This is a genomic window from Terriglobus sp. (assembly GCF_965201105.1).
Taxonomy (GTDB): domain Bacteria; phylum Acidobacteriota; class Terriglobia; order Terriglobales; family Acidobacteriaceae; genus Terriglobus.
Window position 1 is genome coordinate 2,436,105 of the sequence record NZ_OZ241741.1, and the last position, 17,245, is coordinate 2,453,349.

The window sequence follows — 17,245 nt, forward strand, 5'->3', positions numbered from 1 at the left end:
GTACGGGCGCGTCGACCTGTTTGCAACCCGGCAAATCCCCGGATGCGATCGCCCGAAATCGTTGGATCCGCTCTGTGGCCGGTATCATGGAAGTGCAGATGCGTCCGCCAGCTCAACCCGAACCACACCCGCTCCGCGCGATCCTAAAGCAGCGCATCGCCATCATCGACGGCGCCATGGGCACCACCATCCGCACCTACGGCATGACTGAGGCGGACATGCGCGGCGACCGCTTCCGCAACGCTCCCAAGGACCTGCTCAACAACGGCGACCTGTTCAGCCTGACGCAGCCCGCCATGATCTGCGACATTCACCGGCGCTTTCTTGAGGCCGGCGCGGACATCCTGGAGACGAACACGTTCGGCGCCACCAGCATTGCGCAAAGCGAGTTTTTTCGCGATGATCCCCGCGAGCACGGCGGCCGCAAAGACCCCGAGTTCTATGCCGGCATCGTCGGCGATCCCGAGCTCGAAGCGCTCGCCTGGGAGGTCAACGAAACCAGTGCCCGCCAGTGCCGCACGCTCGCCGACCAGGTCGGCAACGATACCGGCCGCCAGCGCTTCGTCGCCGGCGCCATCGGCCCACTCACCGTTTCCCTTTCCAACTCGCCCGATGCCGACGACCCCGGCTTTCGCGTGATCACCTTCGACCAGGTCAAGGCCGCCTACGTCCAGCAAGTCCGTGCCCTGCTCGCCGGCGGCTCCGACCTACTGCTGGTTGAGACCATCTTCGATTCGCTGAACGCCAAGGCCGCGCTTGTCGCCATCCGCGAGGTGCTCGACGAACGCTCGGTTAGCGCACCCGAGATCCCCGTCATGATCAGCGCCGCCGTGGGCCGCGGTGGTGAAACGATGATCAGTGCGCAAACCGTCGAAGCCTTCTGGAACGCGGTCGAACACGTCCAGCCACTCAGCATCGGCCTGAACTGCTCGCTCGGCCCCGACCTGATGTATCCATTCCTCGCCGACCTCGCCAATCGCGCGGACGTGGCCATCTCGGCCTACCCGAACGCGGGCCTGCCCAATCCGCTCTCGCCTACCGGCTTCGACCTTGAGCCGGCGGATATGGCGCGCTATCTCGGCGAGTTCGCAGACGGCAGTTTGATCAACATTGCAGGCGGCTGCTGCGGTAATACGCCCGAGCACATCGCGGCCATTGCGAAGCGGCTGGAGCACGCGCAACCGCGCGCACTCGAAGCCATCGCGGTCGCAGCGTGAGCACTACCTCCAAGGCAGCACAGCCGAAACCGCTGCGCCTTTCCGGCTCGCAGCCGTTCACGCAGCAGCCTGGCACGTTCCTGATGATCGGCGAACGCACCAACGTCGCCGGCTCGCCCAAATTCGCGCGCCTCATTATTGATGGTAAGTACGAAGACGCCGTCTCGATCGCCCGTCAGCAGGTTGAAAACGGCGCTAATGTCATCGACATTTGCATGGACGAGGGCATGATCGACGGCGTCGCCGCCATGAGCCGCTTCCTGCAACTACTCGGCAGCGAACCCGAAGTCGCCAAAGTTCCGTTCATGGTCGACTCCTCCAAGTGGGAGGTGATCGAGGCCGGGCTGAAATGCTTGCAGGGTAAAGGCATCGTCAATTCCATCTCGCTCAAAGAGGGCGAAGACAGGTTCATCGCGAACGCGCGCACTGTGCGCAAGTACGGCGCGGCGGTCGTCGTCATGGCCTTTGACGAACAGGGCCAGGCTGCCACGTACGAAGACAAGACCCGCATCTGCGAGCGCGCCTATCGCCTGCTCGTCGATCGCGTCGGCTTCCCACCCGAAGACATCATTTTCGACCCCAATATCCTCACCGTCGCCACCGGCATGGAGGAGCACAACAATTACGCGCTCGACTTCATCAACGCCACGCGATGGATCAAGCAGAACCTGCCGCACGCCAAGGTCAGCGGCGGTGTTTCCAATATCTCCTTCAGCTTCCGCGGCAACAACAAGGTGCGCGAGGCGATGCACTCGGCATTCCTCTTTCACGCGATCGCCGCCGGCATGGACATGGGCATCGTCAACGCCGGCATGCTTGAGGTTTACGAAGAGATCGAGCCTGAGCTGAAGGTGCTTGTCGAAGACGTTCTGCTGAACCGGCGTCCTGATGCGACCGAGCGCCTGGTCGACCTCGGTGAAAGGCTGAAAACGTCGGGCGCCGACGCCAAGATTCTCGAACACCGCGTAGAGGAGTGGCGCAACGGCAGCGTCGAGGAACGCCTGTCGCACTCCCTCGTGAAAGGCATCGACACCTATATTGCCGAGGATACGGAGGAAGCGCGCGCCAAACTCGGCCGTCCGCTGCTCGTCATCGAAGGCCCGCTCATGGCCGGCATGAGCGTCGTCGGTGACCTGTTCGGCGCGGGCAAGATGTTCCTGCCGCAGGTCGTGAAATCCGCGCGCGTCATGAAAAAAGCAGTCGCTTACCTAACCCCGTTCATGGAGATCGAGAAGGCTGAGATGGCTGCGCGCGGCGAGGCCGTTCGCACCCAGGGCAAGATAGTCCTTGCCACCGTCAAAGGGGACGTCCATGACATCGGCAAGAACATCGTCGGGGTCGTGCTCGCCTGCAACAATTTTGAAGTGATCGACATGGGCGTCATGGTGCCGGCGGAGAAGATACTGGAGCGTGCCAAAGCTGAAAACGCGGACGTCATCGGCCTCAGCGGCCTCATCACCCCGTCGCTTGATGAAATGGTGCACGTCGCGCGTGAAATGCAGCGGCTCAAGTTTTCCATTCCACTGTTGATCGGCGGCGCCACCACCAGCCGCGCCCACACCGCGATCAAGATCGCACCGCACTACGCAGAGCCGGTCGTTCACGTAACCGACGCCAGCCGCGCCGTGCCTGTAACGACCAGTCTGCTGAGCGAAGACAACCGCGCCCAATTCATCGAAACGCACACAGCCGAGTACGAGTCCCTTCGCCGCGCCCACCTCGCGCCCAAGCAGTCGCTCACACCGATCGGCGAAGCCCGCGCACGCCGCACGCCCATCGAGTGGCATGCCCAGGACATCGCCACGCCCGAATTCTTCGGCGTCCGCGTCCTGCACGACTTCCCGCTCACCACCCTGCGCGAGTTCATCGACTGGTCCCCGTTTTTCCATACCTGGGGGCTCCGCGGTCTTTATCCGCGCATTCTTGATGACGAGCGCCAGGGCGAGGAAGCCCGCAAGCTCTACGACGATGCGCAGCGCATGCTCGACCGCATCATCTCCACTCACGCGCTGACCGCACGCGGCGTGTATGGCTTCTTCCCTGCAAGTGCCACGGGAGACGACGTCGAGCTCTACTGCAATGAGGCGCGTGTTCGCGTGCACGAACGCCTCCACTTTCTTCGCCAGCAAGCCAACCGCGAAGGCAAGGAACCCTGCCGCTCCCTTGCCGACTTCATCGCCCCAAAGGACACCGGCCTGCAGGATTCGATCGGTGCCTTTGCCGTAACCACCGGCATCGGCTTGAAGGAGCTCACCGACCAGTTCAAGCGCGAGCACGACGACTACTCCGCGATCCTCGCGGAAGCCATCGCCGACCGCTTCGCCGAGGCCTTCGCCGAAGCCTTGCATAAGCAGGTGCGCGATGAGTGGGGCTACGGCCGCGCCGAGGACCTGACGAAGGATCAGATGATTCGCGAAGAGTACCGCGGCATCCGCCCCGCGCCTGGTTACCCCGCATGCCCCGACCACACGGAGAAAGGCACCATCTGGCGCCTGCTCGACGTACACCAGAACACGGGCATGGAGATCACCGAGTCCTTTGCCATGTGGCCCGGCTCCAGCGTCAGCGGCATCTATTTTGCGCATCCCGAGTCGCGCTTCTTCTCACTCGGCAAGATCGGCCGCGACCAGGTCACCGACTACGCGCAACGCAAAGGCATGACCCAGACCGAAGCCGAGCGCTGGCTCGGCCCCAACCTCGGCTACGACCCCGACGCACGTAAGTAGCTCGCAACCATTCCCTTGTCTCGACCCCGGAGCGACCACTGCTCTGCCATCTCGACCGGAGCAGGACAGCTTTACCGTCCCGCGTAGTGGAGAGACCCGCATTTCGGTGTTCGCCGCAACTCCAACGCATCACGCAGCCGCAGAATCCGCATGCATCAGCAGATCGATGCCACGCCCCGCAAGCATCGGCCCGATCTCCGGGTCGCGGCCACGCCACGCCCGATACATCTCCGCCGGATCAGCCGTGTTTCCGCACGACAGCACCATGCATCGCAGGCGCTCGCCATTCTCGCGCGTCAGCCCGCCGTTCTCTTCGAACCAGGCGTACGCGTCCGCGTCCAGCATCTCCGCCCACAGGTAGGCGTAGTAGCCGGCCGAGTAGCCACCGCCGAAGATGTGCGAGAAGTACGTGGACGAGTAGCGCGGCGGCACCGCATCAAACATCACCTGCTTCGCCGCCAGCGCGCGAGCTTCGAACTCCGCCGCATCCTGCAACGGCGCATCCGCCGCCAGCGTATGCCACTGCATATCCAACTCGGCTGCGGCCAGCACCTCTGCAAGCGCATGCCCGCCGTTAAAGTGCTTTGCCTTGCGCAGCTTCGCTTCCAGTTCCGCGGGCATCGGCTCGCCCGTGGCGTAGTGCCGCGCATAGTTCGCAAACACGGTCGAATAGCTCGCCCAGTGCTCATTGAACTGCGACGGGAACTCGACGAAGTCGCGAGCGACCGACGTGCCCGACAGTGATGCATAGGTCACGTCGGACAACAAGCCGTGTAGCGCGTGGCCGAACTCGTGAAATAGCGTGTCCACCTCGTCCGAAGTCAGCAAACACGGCTGTCCTTCCGCTGGTTTCGTGTAGTTGCACGTGTTCGTAATGATCGGCCGCTGGCCCAAGAGCCGCGACTGGTCGACCAGCGTGCTCATCCATGCGCCACCGCGCTTGGAATCTCGCTTGTAGAAGTCCGTGTAAAGCAGCGCAAGCTCGGCCCCGTCCTGGTCATACACCGTGTACGTCCTCACGTCCGGGTGGTACACCGGCAGATCGGTGCGTGGTTCAAAACGCAGACCGTACAGTTCGGAAGCGGCGAACAATACTCCGCGCTCGAAGACCGAGTTCAGCTCGAAGTACGGCTTCAGCTCATCCTCGTTCAGGTCGTACTGTGCCTTGCGTACCTGCTCTGCATAGAACGCCCAGTCATACGGCGCAAGCTCATGCGCAACGCCTTGCGCGCTCATGTGCTCGCGCAGCAACTGCGCCTCGCGCGTAACCCCCGCGCGCGCCGCCGGGACAAGGCGGTCCAGGAACGCGACCGCGTTCGCCGGGGTTCGCGCCATCTGGTTTTGCAGCTTCCACGTTGCGTAGTCTGCGTGCCCCAGCAGCGCCGCGCGTTCCGCACGCAGTTGCGCCAGCCGTCCGATGTCCGCGCGCGTGTCATTTGCGTCGCCCTGTGCATTGCGGGTCAGCGATCTTTCCCAAAGCCTGCGCCGCGTCTCACGGACCGCAAGCGACTCCAGCAAGGGCTGCTGCGTCGTGTTCTGCAACGCGAGCAGAAAACCGTCGAGCCCGCGAGCGTTCGCCGCTGCGGCCGCTGCGTCGATCTGCGACTCGGAGAGGCCTTGCAGTTCCTCACGCGTTTCCACGTGCAGCGCAGCCTCTCGCGCTGCACTCAGCACCTTGGTTACAAACGCTGCCTGCAGTGTCGCCGTCTCCGCATTCAGCGCCTTCAGCTTTGCCTTGTCGGCATCATTCAGCAGCGCGCCCGCACGCAGGAAGTGCTCATGCGTTTCCTCCAGCAGCCGCAGCGAATCGGCGTCCAGGCCAAGACCGTCGCGCTGCTCGTACACCGCATGCACGCGCGCAAACAGGGCCGCATCCAGAAAAATGGCATCGCTGTGCGCGGAAAGCTCCGGCGCGACCTCTTGTTGAATCTGCTGCAGCCGGTCATTCGTGTGCGCGCCCGCAACACAGAAGAACGCCGAAGCCACGCGGCTCAACGTGGTGCCTGTACGCTCCAGCGCGGCAACCGTGTTCTCAAATGTAGGCGCACCGGTCGCGTTCGCAATCGCCTCCACCTCGGCCCGCTGCTCCGCCATTCCGGCCGTGAATGCCTCCGGGTAATGCTCGTCCTGGATACGATCAAAGTGCGGCGCGCCGAACGGCAATGTACTCGGTTGAAATAACGGGTTCTGCACAGCAACGGTCGACATTCACACTCCTCAAACGGTGAAGGCGCGCTGCCAGGGGCACCGCGCCTGCGTTCCATCACAAACCGGATGCTACGAGAGCACCTCAACCTTATCGGCTACACCGCCGCCCACCAGAGGCGTCTGCGGCACCGGCACCAGTAGATCTTCCTTGCGCATGACCAGCGTGGTCGCGTTCAGGCTCGCCAGTTCGAAGCCATGACCGTGCGTGATCGCGTCGGTCGGGCAAGCCTCCACGCAGTAACCGCAGAAGATGCAGCGGTTGTAGTCGATGTTGTAGACCTTGGCATAGCGCTCGGCGGAGCTGATGCGCTGTTCCTCTGTGTTCTCTGCGGCTTCGATGTAGATGCAGTTCGATGGGCAAGCCGCCGCGCACAGAAAGCAGGCGACACACTTTTCCAGCCCGTTCTCATCGCGCTGCAGCTGGTGCTTGCCACGGAAGCGGTCCTGAAACACCGCGCCACGCATCGGCCCCGGCCCGTCGGGGTAATTTTCTACCTCAGACGGCTGCAGCATCTCCTTGAACGTGATGCTCATGCCCTTGGCAATGCCGGCAGCATTTTTCAGGATCGACATGGCTTGAGTATACGCTGGAGACATGGACGCCAGACTGCGCCGTTTGCGCTTGCTGCTTACGTTTCTGGTTGGTTTCGCCGGGTGCAGCTACGCTCAGATGTTCCCAGCCCTGCATGCATATGAAAGCTGCACTTTCTCCGACGGCCTACAGATTGTCGACCTTGCTTCACTCTCACCCGGGACCAACTCCCGTCCGATCGAGACAAGAAAAGGAACCCAGCCGTTACGCATGATCACCGGCAGGCGCGTCATGTTTGCCTACCCCGATACGGACTTTTACGCCAACGTGAAAGTGGAGCTGCTGCCGCAGGATCGCTACACAGAGCAGAAGCAGCTTGTGACGGACGGGTTCGACTACCTACTGGCCTCCAGTGCAGACAGCACGAGGAACTACGCGCTTCCAGGCAAAATGAATGGCTTCGAAGTGCAGGGTTTCGACAGGTCTAAGTTGGAAGGCGGCGTGCTCGGCTTTTATCTTCTTCTGGACGACACGGACCGCATCGTTACAACGATTTATCTGCTCAATCAAGACCCGGATCGCCGCAAATTTCAAACCACGGCCGAGTATGCGAAGTTGCGAGATCAGTTCCTTCGGACCTACACCGCATGCATTCGCGTGAACCTGAGTGGCATCAAGTAAGGAACGCTTGAATCGCCTTTAGGGCTTTGCGCGTGAGCTACAACCCGATCGACTTGCAGAGCTTGTCCACGCGCGCTTTCACGTCTGCGGGCATTTCCAGCATCTGCGGCCAGGGCCGGGTGAAGCCCTCCGCCGGCCACTTGCGCGTCGCGTCCACACCCATTTTGCTGCCGAAGTTCGGCAGCCGCGAGGCGTGGTCGAGAGAATCCACCGGGCCAAGCGTGAACTGAATGTCGCGCTCCGGGTCGATGTTGTTGAAGGTGCGCAACGCGACCTCAGCCACGTCCTGCACGTCGCAGTCTTCGTCGACCACCACGATGCATTTGGTGAACATGGCCTGCCCCAGCGCCCAGATGCCGTTCATCACCTTGCGCGCGTGGCCCGCGTAGCTCTTGCGGATGCTCACAATCATCAGGTTGTGCGCCACGCCCTCTGGCGGCAGGTTTACGTCCACGATCTCCGGCAGCGTCAGCCGCATCAGCGGCAGGAAAATGCGCTCGACCGCCTTGGCGAGGTACGTGTCCTCCATGGGCGGCTTGCCCACGATCGTCGCCGCGTAGATCGGGTTCTTGCGATGGGTGATCGCGGTCAGGTGAAAGACCGGGTACTCCTCTGGCATGGTGTAGAAGCCGGTGTGGTCGCCGAATGGACCCTCGACACGCAACTCACCGATGTCGACATAGCCCTCAAGGATGTACTCGGCATGCGCGGGCACTTCCAAATCCACCGTCTCGGCCTTGACCAGTTCAACCGGCGAGCGACGCAGGAAGCCGGCGATCAAAAACTCCTCGATCTCAGGCGGCGCGGGCACAATGGCGGAGAAGGTCATCGCCGGGTCCGTGCCGATCGCAACGGCAACGTGCATGCGCTCGCCCCGAATCTTCTGCAGGGCCATGCCAGGCAGGCCGGCGATGCTGGTAGCCGCTGCCGTGCCGCCTGCAGTCTCGGCCATGATGCTGACGCGGTAGGCACCGGTCGCGGCGGAGGCGCGCATACGCTCGCGCAGGTGGTCCGCCGCGTTCTTCTGCCGCTGCCAATGCATGCCGGTCGTGCGTTCGTCATAAATCTGCATGCGGTACATGCCGACGTTGCGCTTGCCCGACTTCGGGTCGCGCGTGATGACCAGCGGCAGGGTAATGAAGCGTCCGCCGTCGCCCGGCCACGTTTGCAAAATCGGAAGCTCGCCCAGATCCACGTCCGCACCCTTGCGAACCACTTCCTTGCATGGCGCACTGCCGCGGTCAACGACCTTGGGAAAGACCTTACCAAGGTCCGCAAGCATCGGCAGCAGCTTCAATTTGTCGACCAGGTTCGTTGGCATCTGCGGCTTCAGCAGCGATTCAATGCGCGTGGCAATCTCGTCCAGTGAATCGACCTGCATCGCCAGTTGCATGCGGCGCATGCTGCCGAACTGGTTCATCAGCACACGCGCGCCCGGGTGACCTTTGACGTTTTCAAACAAGAGCGCGGGGCCGCCCGCCGTTGGTGTTCCCTTGCCGGATTTCGCGGCGCGGTCGGCGATCTCCGCCATTTCCAGAATGGGGTCAACCTCGGCGGAGACTCGCTTCAATTCTCCTGCTTTGTCGAGTGCCTTGATCCACTCCCTCAGATCGCGATATGCCACGCTGCCCTGCTCCTCTGCGCACCAGGGCACGCTCTCTGTTCATCGTAGCGGCGCGGCGGCCCAATTGCGCTAGACGCGCAGGAACCACTTGCGACGCCATAGCAGCCAGGTGGGCACAAAGCACAGCACCACGAAAAACACGGCCCAGGCGAGCGACGTGTTTTCCGTTGATCCGCCACGGGCGAAAACGGTGCGGTACAGCCAAAAGTGAAGGGCGCGCCAGCCGTCGGCAGCGTGCACCTTGATCGTGTCGAAGCCGATCTCAAGCAGGCTGGAGAGTGCATACGCAAAAATCGCGTTCGACCCGAAGACCAGGCACGGCCACGCGATCGCACGGACGGCGGCGTGGCGCTGCTGCCACGGCTCACCGTCGAAGATCCAATGGCACAACGCCAACCCGATCAGAGCGATGCCACCCGCCAGCAACACATACGAGCTGGTCCACAAATTCTTGTTGATCGGGAACCAGACAGACCAGAGCTCCCCGAGCAGAACGCAACCGGCACCCACGATGGCGAACACAACCGCGTTCCGACGTGTGGAGACGCGCGCATCCGGCCCAGCTTCCCGCGTAAGCCTGATACCCGTCAGTACGCCCAGCAGGGTCGTCGCGATGGACGGCAACGTGCTCAAGAGCCCCTCAGGATCGCGCGTGCCGCGGTAGAGCGCCCCCGTGTGCAGCCACCGCTGCGTCCAGGTATTGAACCCCCGGTCCAGGTACGAGGTGAGATTGCCGTTCGGATCCAGAAAAGGCACGTCCACGCCAGGGTGCCCGTAGCCGGGTACCGGAACGAAGCGCAGGAGCACCCAGTAGCCAACTAACAGCGCGACCGTTACAGCCGCGAGCACACGCCAGTTCCGCGTCCATACAAAGAGCAGCGCCGCCGCCGCGTAGCAGACCGCGATGCGCGTCAGCACGCCGAAAATGCGTAGGTGCGTCCAGTGAAAGTACGGCAGCGCACCGATACACATCTTGATCAGAAAAATAACGAGCGCACGCCGCAGAATTTGCAGCAGGAGACTGGACCGGGCCACACCACGCCGCAGCCGCGACTGCACCGCGAACACAATGGAGCAGCCCACCAGAAACAGAAAGGTCGGAAACACCAGGTCGGTGCTGGTCCAGCCGTTCCACTCGGCGTGGTCCAGCGGAGCATAGACACGCTTCCAATCGCCCGGGTCGTTCACCAGGATCATGAACGCAACGGTCAGACCGCGCAGGACGTCGACAGAGAGAAAGCGACGAGTTGGAGCGGTCGCGGTCACAGTGTTCCAAGCCTACCGCACAGCTCCCGGACACACAGCACAGAATACAAAAAGGCACCGCCGCAGCGATGCCCTTCCGACGTGTTGCCCAGGTATGCTAGGCGACCCGCCTTAGCCCACCATGATCGTTGTGTTGCAGATCGCGTACCATCGCGACCAGTTGCTGGATGCGCTCAACCGGCTGTGCGCCGGAGTTTTCAGCGGCAGCTTCGACCGGCTGCGGCTGAACACCAGATAACGCTCTTACTTCAACTTCAAGCTCGGAGATCGCACTTTGCAGTGCGTCCACCTGGGTGTCTTGTTGGGATACGGCCTCACGAGCGGCGGCAGAGCGATGCATCCACTCTTCCAGGTCGCTTGTACGGGCCAGCACCACATTGCTGGGGGCGCCGGGTGGGCGGCGGATGGGAAGATCCAGCGTCTTCTCCCAGCGCTGCACGGTGCGAACACCCTTGCCAAAAAAGTGGGCGATCTCCTTCCAGGAGCTCAGCATCTTGTTCACAATGTCCTCCGGAGGAACGTTTGCAGCAGCGCAGCAGTTTCTGGGCTCACCAATGGGTGCAGCGGAAAGGAACGGCTGGCCAGTTGGGGGAAACAAGCCATATAAACTTTGACGTGAGGTTCCGCCAGAGAGTTATCTACTTATCCAATGGGTATTTAGGAATCGTTTGTCGCACGCCCGGTGCAACCGGGTACGATGGAGCATTCCTGACAAGGGCTTCGGACGGGCATGCATCTAACGTTTGTCGATTGGGCGATCATTGCCCTGTACTTTGCAATCAACCTAGGCATCGGCTTCTGGTACGCACGGCGCGCGTCGGGCGATGTGGGCGAGTTTTTCCTGAGCGGCCGGTCCGTACCGTGGTGGCTGGCCGGCACCAGCATGGTCGCCACGACCTTTGGCGCCGACACACCGCTGGTCGTAACGGGCCTGATCTACAAGCAAGGTATCGAGGGTAATTGGCTCTGGTGGTCGTTCGCGCTTAGCGGCATGCTGACCGTCTTCTTCTTTGCACCGCTGTGGCGGCGGGCCGAAGTTCTGACCGACATGGAGTTCGCCGAGATTCGCTACAGCGGCAAGCCCTCCGCGTTTCTGCGCGGCTTCCGGGCACTCTACTTGTCGTTGCCGGTCAACACCATCATCATGGGCTGGGTCAATCTGGCCATGGCGAAGGTGCTGAACCTGACACTCGGCATGGGCAAGCTGCAGGCAGTTTTCGTGTGCCTGACCGTCACACTCATCTACTCCACCATCAGCGGCCTGTGGGCGGTGCTCTGGACCGACGTGGTTCAGTTCATCCTCAAGATGAGCATGGTCATCCTGCTCGCGTACTTTGCCGTGCGCGGCGTCGGCGGCATGGATGCGCTGATCGCAAAGGTGCAACAGTCCGACGCTCTGCGCGGCGCGCACACGCTGCAGTTCTTTCCGCACACAGGCGAAAGCTTCTTCCTCAGCTTTCTGGTACTGCTCAGCCTGAACTGGTGGGCCAGTTGGTACCCGGGCGCGGAGCCCGGCGGTGGCGGCTACATCGCGCAGCGCATCTTCAGCGCCAAGGACGAGAAGAACTCGCTCGGTGCGACGCTGTGGTTCAACATCGCCCACTACGCGCTACGGCCGTGGCCGTGGATTCTGACCGCGCTGGTCGCGCTGGTGCTGCTGCCTGCAGCCGGCGACAAGGAAGGCGCCTACATCCAGGTGATGATCCGCTTTCTGCCGCCCAGCCTGCGCGGGCTAATGCTGGCCGGGTTCGCCGCGGCGTACATGTCCACGATCGCGACGCACCTGAACCTGGGTGCGAGTTACCTGATCAACGACGTCTATGGCCGCTTCCTGGTACGTGGACGCGAACCGAAGCACTACGTGAATGCGTCGCGTGTCGCTACCCTGTTTTGCGCATTGCTGAGCGGCGTAGCGACGCTCTACATGGATTCCATCTCGAACGCCTGGCGCTTCCTGATCGCTGTCGGTGCCGGTGCCGGTCTGGTCTTTATCCTGCGCTGGTTCTGGTGGCGCATCAATGCATGGAGTGAGATCGCCGCCATGACCGCCGCCGCAACGATCAGCCTTACGCTGCAGTCACGCGCCGGCCTGGCCGTGGTGCACGCGCTGCAGCATATCGACAGCCGCATTCCATCCGTGCCGCTCAACACAGACGATCCACACGGATTTGCCTGGCTGATGCTGATCACGACCGGCGGCACCACATTGATCTGGTTTGCCGTAACGATGCTCACCAAACCGGAACCCGCGACAACCTTGCAGAGCTTTTATGACCGTGTGCGTCCGCCCGCCGCAGGCTGGAAGCAGTTTGCACCCGCCTCGGCGCGTGGGGAGAAGACCTTGCAATGGAACACGCTGCACTGGGTGCTTGGCTCTTCGCTCATCTACTTTGCATTGTTCGGTATTGGCAACCTGTTCTTTCGGCGCGTTGCTGACGGTCTGCTGATGCTGCTTGTCTCCGCAGCCTGCCTGGCCTTGCTCTTCCGCAGCCTGAACCGGCAGAACTGGAGCATGTTCCGCTAAGCCGACAATCGCAGCGGCTGCCCCGCCCGCACCTGGTCCTGCCCGGCGTGTACGGACGCGGGCAGCACGCGCGCCGACCGTTCCGCCGCTGTCCGCAGCTCACGTGGCAGCATGCGATTCGCCTCCGGATCACGCGCCACCACGACCCACGCTTCGCGCACGTTGCGGACGCAGCCGATCACCGCGCGCAATTGTTCCGCCGAGTTTGCGTGCGACGCTTCCAGCGTCATGGTGAACATGGCTGCGTAGAAGTCGTTCAGCGCCACGGCCGGCGCGCCGCAATCCATGCGCAGCCGCGCCTGTAGGTACATCAGGATGTCCAGCGCACGCTTCACCGCGAAGCGCCGTTCAATCACGTCGTCTTCTTCCGCAGCTTGCGCCGCGCGATACAGAAAGCGGAGCCAACCGTCATAAAGGCTCACGATCAGGTCCACACCCGTAGCTCCGGCCAATGCCTGTTCCTGGTAGCGCATGCTTCCTCCTTCATTCACGTGCTGGTGGACGGCTAGCTGCTCTTGTAGCCGCTGATTGCGTAAAACATCTGGTTTACTTCGTTCAACTGCTGCGGAATCGCCTGCAGAATCTGGTTCGCCAGGGTCAATTCCTTGGTCAGGTTGGCGCTGTACGTCGCCAGGCGTGCTTCGAGCGTAGTCTTGTTGTTCGCGAGCGTGGACTCTTCGCTGCTGTTGTTGTTCAGCGCCAACCCGATCGTTCCGGTTCCGGTGGCACTTGTCCCGTTCAGCGCAGTGGTCAGGTTCTGGCCGAAGCTGCCTGCGTTCAGGAAGCTCTGCGACACACCTTCGAAGTTGCTTGCCAGCGTGGCGCCGAGCGTTCCTGTGTCCAGAGAAAGTGTGCCGTCTTGCGAAAGCGCAAGCCCAAGTGAAGCAAGCGAGAGCCCATTGGCACTGCCCGATGGCTGAAAGGCAAACGCGGCGCTCAGGCTGGACTGTATTTCCGAAATGATGGTGCTGCCGTACAGCGGCTCCGCGTTGCCGGCTGAGTCCTTTCCTTCTTGCGCGGTCAAGGACGTGCTGAGCGTGTTGTACGCGGAAACAAAGTTCTGGAGCGCCGTCACAATACCCGATTCGTCGGGCGCAATCTGCACCGTAACGCCGCTGCTCGAAACACCCGTGAGTTGAAACGACACGCCCGCCAACGCATTCGTCACGCTGTTGCTGCTGCTGGTCAGGTCGACCCCGTCCAGCCTGTATTTCGCGTCGGTGCCGGTCTGCGAAGCCGTGAAGCTGAGAGCGGTGCCGTTGCTGTTCTGCGCGTTGGATGTGACGATTAGATCGGCTGCCGCGCCACTCTGCCTGCTGGTGAGCGAAAGGTACTGTCCGCTGCTGTCGGTCAGCACCGTCGCCTTCACGCCCGCGCTGCTGTTGTTAATCTGTGTGGCAACCTGGCTCAGCGACGAACCCGACGCAATCGAAAGCGTGGTCGCGGCACTTGCGCCCGCTGTCTGCAACGTCAACGTTCCCGACAACGTTGCCGACGCAGCGACCGCGCTGGAAGACTGCTGCGCGGTAGTTGCAAGGTGCTGCACCGTAAGGGTGTGCGATCCACTCTGCGCCGTCGATCCGACGGAGGTGAGGACAATCGCATCCGTGTTGGAGCTTGCTCCCTGCACCTGTGAAAACATGCCGTCAAAGCTGGTCAGCGAAGCCAGCGCCGTGCTCACCGCAGACACATTGCTGCCCAGTTTGGTCAGCACGGTGTCCTGCGCCTGAAGCGCGGTCGTCTGCGCCGCCCAGGCCGTTTCCGGCGTGCGCTGGATCGCCAGGATGCTGCTCACTGTGGAGGCTACGTCGAAACCGGCGCCGCTGGTCGCGGAGCCGAAATTGATGCCGACCGATCCCAAAGACGCACCTCCTCAGAGCACTGCCCTGCACTTGACCTGCCACTGCCACGGCGCAAAACGTAAGAACGCTCTAAGTGCCTGCGCGCCTGGGGATCAAACAAGAGCAAAGGCCGGACACGGTCGCCCGCGCCGGCCTTTGCCGCAGTCACCTATTGCAGCAGCTTCAACACCTCCTGCTGTACCGAGTTCGCCTGCGCCAGCGCGCTGATACCGGTTTGCGACAGCACTTGATACTTCGACAAGTCCGACGCTGCCTGGCCGTAGTCGGTCGCCGTGATGTTGTTCTCCGCGCTCGTCAGATTCGTCTGCTCGTTACTTGCAACGGACTGCGCCGAGGAGAGCTGGTTGATGTTGGCGCCGATCGAGCCGCGCTGGTACGCGACATCCGCAATCGCCGAGGTCAGGTTGGTTAGCACCGTCTGCGCATTCGTCGACGAATCGATCGCAAGTTGCGACAGATCGGTCCCTGCGCTCGAACCGCCCGACGCCGGCGTGGTTTCTGTAAACGTGTTCCCGGAACTAGCAGTCGTAATTGCGTTCGCACCGGTGGTGCCGCCGTCCGTCGCCGCGCCCGTCAGCGTCAGTGTTGTGCCGCTCAGCGACGCGGTGATGCCCGCCGTTTGCAACGCACCGCCGCTCGCGTTCAACGTGCTCAGCAGGTTGGCGGAGGTGGTGCCTGCCGGGATCGACAAGCTCACGTTGGAGCCGCCATAGCTGACGGTCAGGTTGCCCGAGTACGTGTCGGTTGCGTGGCCGCTGCCCAGAGTAAATGTCACCGTACCGGCGCTGCTCGACGTAGCCGCCGTGCCGTTTGCGGCTGCCGGTGCGGCCGTGGTTGGAGCAGGAGGTGCCGAGGTGCCTACGCTGGCCGTCGTGAGCGCGCCCACCGTGTCGCTATAGATTGTCGACCCGGCGGACGTGCCGTCCGAGGTAAAGAAGCTGCGCGATGTATTCGAGAACACCGCCGTACCGTTGAAGTTGGTCGTGCTGCCGATCGTGTTTACCTGCGACAAAATCTTCTGGTACTCCTGGTTCGCTGAGGAGATCTGCGATCCGCTCAGCGTTCCGTTGCCCGCCTGGGTCGCCAGGGTCACCGCACGGTTCAGCAACGTGGTGACCTGGGAGAGTGCGCCGTCCGCCGTTTGCAGCAGGCCGATGGCATCGCTCGCATTTTTGGCCGACTGCGCGAGCGCCGTCGAGTTTGCCCGCAGTCCGTCCGCCACGGCCAGACCGGCCGCGTCGTCCGCGCCGGAGTTGATACGTGAGCCCGAAGAAAGCTGCTGCAGCGTTTTCGACAAGCTCGACTGTGTGTTGTTCAAGCTGTTCTGCGCGTAGATGGCAGAGATGTTGTTGAGTACTCCGAGTGACATCGTGTTTCGCTCCTCATTTGGTTGCGGCGAGATGTGTTTCCTGCGCCGGTTCCTTTGGCGCTCACAGCACCTATCGGAAGCCGCGCGGCAAACATGAGCGAGTCAGAACATTTCTCTTTTGCAAAGAACAGATCGGCCCTGCCGTCACACTTTTGCGACATGTGCCGATACCGTTCACGAGGACAAAACATTGGTTGAGATGACCCGGCTGAACGGCCACCCTTTCCTTGTCAACGCTGACCTGATCAAACACGTGGAAGCGATCCCGGACACCACGTTGACCCTGGTCACGGGCGAGAAGCTCGTGGTTTTGGAAACCTGCGGGGCAGTTCTGGCGCGCACCCTCGCATGGCGGGCTTCTCTGTTACGTGAAGCGTGGCCCACCGCGGACCTGGCGCTGCTGGCGCACGGCGCGCATGCAAACGCCGTCGCACACGACTAAGCACACCTACTACGCAGGAGCGAACGAAAAATGGATATCGCAAGCATTGGCGGCATTGTTCTGGCGCTGGTCGCCATCTTGGGCGCCATGATGATGGAAGGCGGCAACATGGGCCAGGTCACGCAACTCACGGCCGCCATGATCGTGATTGGCGGCACCGCAGGCGCGGTGCTGGTGCAGTTTCCCTTAAATGTTTTTCTGGCCGCGCTGAAAGGAGTGATGGGCGTCTTCATGCACAAAGGCGCCGACACCGAAAAGCTGGTCACACAGTTAGTCGAGTTCGCGAACAAGGCGCGCAAGAGCGGCATCGTCTCGCTGGACAGCGATTTAGGCAAGGTTGACGATCCGTTCCTCAAGCAGGGCCTGATGCTGGCAGTCGATGGCACGGAGCCAGCGGAAGTCCGCAAGATCATGCAGCACGAGATCGATAACAAAAGCGAGATCGAAGAGAAGATCCCGCAGGTCTTTGAGTCAGCGGGTGGCTTCGCGCCAACAGTGGGCATCATCGGCGCCGTGCTTGGCTTGATTCAGGTGATGCAGCACCTGGACAACATCGACGAGGTCGGTAAAGGCATCGCCGTCGCGTTTGTCGCAACGATCTATGGCGTCGCGCTGTCGAACCTGTTCTGCCTGCCGGCCGCGGGCAAGCTGAAGATTCGCCACAAGGAAGAGCTGATGGTGAAAGAAATGATGCTGGAGGGGGTCGTCGGCATTCTGGAAGGCCTGAACCCACGCATGATCGAAACCAAGCTGCGCACTTTTCTGGCGCACGGCGCAGAAGCAAAGGCGTAGCG

The 17,245-nt window shown here is 62.1% G+C and carries 14 protein-coding genes; 6 read left to right on the plus strand and 8 right to left on the minus strand.

Annotated features, from left to right (window positions below; genetic code table 11):
• The first annotated feature begins 98 nt into the window (after nt 1-98).
• Both ACOFKT_RS10620 and metH read left to right on the plus strand, forming a co-directional pair.
• Nucleotides 99-1,217 carry a homocysteine S-methyltransferase family protein gene (locus ACOFKT_RS10620; protein WP_419803969.1) on the plus strand — a complete coding sequence of 373 codons (1,119 nt, stop codon included), beginning with the start codon at nt 99-101 and terminating at the stop codon, nt 1,215-1,217.
• Nucleotides 1,214-3,943, plus strand: coding sequence for a methionine synthase (gene metH, locus ACOFKT_RS10625; protein WP_419803970.1), 2,730 nt, complete (start codon nt 1,214-1,216; stop codon nt 3,941-3,943). Before ACOFKT_RS10620 ends, metH begins: the two co-directional genes overlap by 4 nt.
• A gap of 129 nt (nt 3,944-4,072) precedes the next feature.
• Here the strand turns inward: metH and ACOFKT_RS10630 are convergent, their stop codons facing one another.
• Nucleotides 4,073-6,151 (minus strand): M3 family metallopeptidase, encoded by a 2,079-nt coding sequence (locus ACOFKT_RS10630; protein WP_419803971.1) that lies wholly within the window; start codon nt 6,149-6,151, stop codon nt 4,073-4,075.
• Nucleotides 6,152-6,220: 69 nt separating this feature from the next.
• The gene (nuoI, locus tag ACOFKT_RS10635) at nt 6,221-6,724 is read right to left on the minus strand and encodes an NADH-quinone oxidoreductase subunit NuoI (RefSeq protein ID WP_419803972.1); all 504 of its coding nucleotides are present in this window, start codon (nt 6,722-6,724) and stop codon (nt 6,221-6,223) included.
• A gap of 229 nt (nt 6,725-6,953) precedes the next feature.
• On the opposite strand from nuoI, the gene ACOFKT_RS10640 reads away from it, so the two are divergent.
• Complete coding sequence (locus tag ACOFKT_RS10640; RefSeq protein WP_419803973.1) at nt 6,954-7,364, plus strand: hypothetical protein; 411 nt, start codon at nt 6,954-6,956, stop codon at nt 7,362-7,364.
• A gap of 37 nt (nt 7,365-7,401) precedes the next feature.
• Here ACOFKT_RS10640 and ACOFKT_RS10645 read toward each other — a convergent pair whose 3' ends face one another.
• The 3 genes from ACOFKT_RS10645 to ACOFKT_RS10655 all read right to left on the minus strand — a co-directional run bounded on the left by ACOFKT_RS10645 (nt 7,402) and on the right by ACOFKT_RS10655 (nt 10,756).
• A complete protein-coding gene (locus tag ACOFKT_RS10645) occupies nt 7,402-8,988 on the minus strand; it encodes a UbiD family decarboxylase (RefSeq protein ID WP_419803974.1) in 1,587 nt (528 codons plus the stop codon).
• A gap of 69 nt (nt 8,989-9,057) precedes the next feature.
• Entirely contained in the window at nt 9,058-10,254 is a 1,197-nt protein-coding gene (locus ACOFKT_RS10650) for an acyltransferase family protein (RefSeq protein ID WP_419803975.1), read from the minus strand.
• 97 nt (nt 10,255-10,351) lie between these two features.
• Nucleotides 10,352-10,756, minus strand: coding sequence for a hypothetical protein (locus ACOFKT_RS10655; RefSeq protein ID WP_419803976.1), 405 nt, complete (start codon nt 10,754-10,756; stop codon nt 10,352-10,354).
• Between the two features lie 228 nt (nt 10,757-10,984).
• Here ACOFKT_RS10655 and ACOFKT_RS10660 point away from each other — a divergent pair, with 228 nt between their 5' ends.
• Nucleotides 10,985-12,778 (plus strand): sodium:solute symporter family protein, encoded by a 1,794-nt coding sequence (locus ACOFKT_RS10660; protein WP_419803977.1) that lies wholly within the window; start codon nt 10,985-10,987, stop codon nt 12,776-12,778.
• On the opposite strand, the gene fliS is transcribed toward ACOFKT_RS10660, so the two are convergent.
• The 3 genes from fliS to ACOFKT_RS10675 form a co-directional block, all read right to left on the minus strand.
• Nucleotides 12,775-13,251: a flagellar export chaperone FliS gene (fliS, locus tag ACOFKT_RS10665; RefSeq protein ID WP_419803978.1), complete on the minus strand. Its 477-nt coding sequence runs from the start codon at nt 13,249-13,251 to the stop codon at nt 12,775-12,777. The two genes, ACOFKT_RS10660 and fliS, sit on opposite strands and share 4 nt — an antisense overlap.
• 32 nt (nt 13,252-13,283) lie before the next feature.
• The gene (gene fliD, locus ACOFKT_RS10670) at nt 13,284-14,639 is read right to left on the minus strand and encodes a flagellar filament capping protein FliD (RefSeq protein ID WP_419803979.1); all 1,356 of its coding nucleotides are present in this window, start codon (nt 14,637-14,639) and stop codon (nt 13,284-13,286) included.
• 149 nt (nt 14,640-14,788) lie between these two features.
• On the minus strand, nt 14,789-16,009 hold the full coding sequence (locus tag ACOFKT_RS10675; protein WP_419803980.1) for a flagellin: 1,221 nt from the start codon (nt 16,007-16,009) through the stop codon (nt 14,789-14,791).
• A 199-nt stretch (nt 16,010-16,208) separates the two neighbouring features.
• On the opposite strand from ACOFKT_RS10675, the gene ACOFKT_RS10680 reads away from it, so the two are divergent.
• Both ACOFKT_RS10680 and ACOFKT_RS10685 read left to right on the plus strand, forming a co-directional pair.
• Nucleotides 16,209-16,451 (plus strand): flagellar FlbD family protein, encoded by a 243-nt coding sequence (locus ACOFKT_RS10680; RefSeq protein ID WP_419807149.1) that lies wholly within the window; start codon nt 16,209-16,211, stop codon nt 16,449-16,451.
• A gap of 30 nt (nt 16,452-16,481) precedes the next feature.
• Nucleotides 16,482-17,243 (plus strand): flagellar motor protein, encoded by a 762-nt coding sequence (locus ACOFKT_RS10685; protein WP_419803981.1) that lies wholly within the window; start codon nt 16,482-16,484, stop codon nt 17,241-17,243.
• Nucleotides 17,244-17,245 lie beyond the last annotated feature (2 nt).

Bases quoted from the DNA above. Each gene is read 5' to 3' on its own strand.
- ACOFKT_RS10680 (WP_419807149.1), top strand. From the start codon at position 16,209: ATGACCCGGCTGAACGGCCACCCTTTCCTTGTCAACGCTGACCTGATC.
- ACOFKT_RS10620 (WP_419803969.1), top strand. From the start codon at position 99: ATGCGTCCGCCAGCTCAACCCGAACCACACCCGCTCCGCGCGATCCTA.
- ACOFKT_RS10685 (WP_419803981.1), top strand. From the start codon at position 16,482: ATGGATATCGCAAGCATTGGCGGCATTGTTCTGGCGCTGGTCGCCATC.
- fliS (WP_419803978.1), bottom strand. From the start codon at position 13,251: ATGCGCTACCAGGAACAGGCATTGGCCGGAGCTACGGGTGTGGACCTG.
- ACOFKT_RS10675 (WP_419803980.1), bottom strand. From the start codon at position 16,009: ATGTCACTCGGAGTACTCAACAACATCTCTGCCATCTACGCGCAGAAC.
- ACOFKT_RS10660 (WP_419803977.1), top strand. From the start codon at position 10,985: ATGCATCTAACGTTTGTCGATTGGGCGATCATTGCCCTGTACTTTGCA.
- ACOFKT_RS10630 (WP_419803971.1), bottom strand. From the start codon at position 6,151: ATGTCGACCGTTGCTGTGCAGAACCCGTTATTTCAACCGAGTACATTG.
- ACOFKT_RS10640 (WP_419803973.1), top strand. From the start codon at position 6,954: ATGATCACCGGCAGGCGCGTCATGTTTGCCTACCCCGATACGGACTTT.
- nuoI (WP_419803972.1), bottom strand. From the start codon at position 6,724: ATGTCGATCCTGAAAAATGCTGCCGGCATTGCCAAGGGCATGAGCATC.